Here is a 1,960-nt window from a genome sequence, read left to right on the forward strand (position 1 = left end):
GCGAGCCCCGCCGCCGCCCCGAGGGCGGCGGCGGGCAGCAGCCAGGCCCTGGCGGGCCCGACGAGGGCGCCGAGGAGGCCGAGGACCGCCGCCGGGGCGGCGGTGGCCACCAGGCAGCGGGTGCGCCACCAGGCGACGGCCCGCCGGTCGACGGCGTTCCTCGGCGGCCGGAGCCGTACCGCGTCCTCCCCCGTCACCGGATCAGCTCCGGCCGCGCAGCGCGCGGTAGGCGGCGACCAGTCCGGCGGTGGAGCTGTCGAGGTCCTCGCCGCCGGTGCCCTCGGTCAGCACGGGCTCGATCCGCTTGGCGAGGACCTTGCCGAGCTCGACGCCCCACTGGTCGAAGGAGTCGATGTCCCAGATGGCGCCCTGCACGAACACCTTGTGCTCGTAGAGCGCGACCAGCTGGCCGAGGACGGACGGGGTGAGGGCGTCGGCGAGGATGGTGGTGGTGGGGTGGTCGCCGCGGAAGGTCTTGTGCGCGACGAGCTCCTCCGGGACGCCCTCGGCCCGTACTTCCTCGGGGGTCTTGCCGAAGGCCAGCGCCTGCGTCTGGGCGAAGAAGTTGGCCATCAGCAGGTCGTGCTGGGCGACCAGGCCCGGCGCCAGGCCGTCCACGGGACGCGCGAAGCCGATGAAGTCGGCGGGGACGAACAGGGTGCCCTGGTGGATCAGCTGGTAGTAGGCGTGCTGGCCGTTGGTCCCGGGGGTGCCCCAGACGACGGGACCGGTCTGCCAGTCGACCGGGCGGCCCTGGCGGTCCACCGACTTGCCGTTGGACTCCATGTCGAGCTGCTGGAGGTAGGCGGTGAACTTCGACAGGTAGTGGGAGTACGGCAGGACGGCGTGCGACTGGGCGCCGAAGAAGCCGCCGTACCAGACGCCGAGGAGGCCGAGGAGCAGTGGCGCGTTCTCCTCGGGCGGCGCGGTGCGGAAGTGCTCGTCGACGAGGTGGAAGCCGTCGAGCATCTCGCGGAAGCGCTCCGGGCCGATGGCGATCATCAGGGAGAGGCCGATGGCCGAGTCGTACGAGTAGCGGCCGCCGACCCAGTCCCAGAACTCGAACATGTTGGCGGTGTCGATGCCGAACTCCTCGACCTTGCCCGCGTTGGTCGAGAGGGCCACGAAGTGCCGCGCCACGGCCTCCTGTCCGGCCCCGAGACCGGACAGGAGCCACTCGCGGGCGGAGGTGGCGTTGGTGATCGTCTCGATGGTGGTGAAGGTCTTCGAGGCGACGATGAAGAGGGTCTCGGCCGGGTCGAGGTCCACCAGGGCCTCGTGGAGGTCGGCGCCGTCGACGTTGGAGACGAAACGGAACGTCAGGTCGCGCCGGGTGTAGGAGCGCAGGACCTCGTAGGCCATGGCGGGGCCGAGGTCGGAGCCGCCGATGCCGATGTTGACGATGTTCTTGACGGGCTTTCCGGTGTGCCCGGTCCACTCGCCCGCGCGGACCTTGTCGGCGAAGGCGGCCATCTTGTCGAGGACGGCGTGGACGCGGGGGACCACGTTCTCCCCGTCGACCTCGACGACGGCGTCGCGCGGAGCGCGCAGCGCGGTGTGGAGGACCGCCCGGTCCTCGGTGGTGTTGATCTTCTCGCCGCGGAACATGGCGTCGCGGAGCCCGGCCACGCCGGTGGCGGCGGCCAGTTCGCGCAGCAGGTTCAGCGTCTCGTCGGTGACGAGGTGCTTGGAGTAGTCCAGGTGGAGGTCACCGACGCGCAGCGTGTAGTCGGTGCCGCGCGTCGGGTCGGCGGCGAACAGCTCCCGCAGCCGGGTGCCTTCCAGCTGCTCCCGGTGCTTGGCGAGGGCCGCCCACTCGGGCAGCTGGTTGAGCCTCGTACGGCCTGTGCTGGTCATCTCGGACATCGCCCACTTCTTCTCGTGCTTTTCTGCCCCGCTGCCCTTCAACCTAATTGATCAGAGGGCGCGGCGAGGCGACGGCGAGCGCGAACGGCGCCGC

Annotated in this window: 1 protein-coding gene and 1 pseudogene; both read right to left on the reverse strand. The window is 71.2% G+C overall.

All coding sequences use genetic code 11. From position 1 onward, the window contains the following. Nucleotides 1-197: pseudogene (locus tag RIF68_RS35445) on the reverse strand (PH domain-containing protein); the annotation flags it as partial. A 4-nt stretch (nucleotides 198-201) separates the two neighbouring features. Continuing rightward, complete coding sequence (gene pgi, locus RIF68_RS35450) at nucleotides 202-1,866, reverse strand: glucose-6-phosphate isomerase (RefSeq protein ID WP_375165143.1); 1,665 nt, start codon at nucleotides 1,864-1,866, stop codon at nucleotides 202-204. Between the last annotated feature and the right edge of the window lie 94 nt (nucleotides 1,867-1,960).

Origin of the sequence: Streptomyces sp. (assembly GCF_031178505.1) — a bacterium.
GTDB classification, from domain to species: domain Bacteria; phylum Actinomycetota; class Actinomycetes; order Streptomycetales; family Streptomycetaceae; genus Streptomyces; species Streptomyces gulbargensis.

Excerpts from the sequence above, each read along its gene's own strand:
- pgi (WP_375165143.1), bottom strand. The coding sequence starts at position 1,866 with ATGTCCGAGATGACCAGCACAGGCCGTACGAGGCTCAACCAGCTGCCC.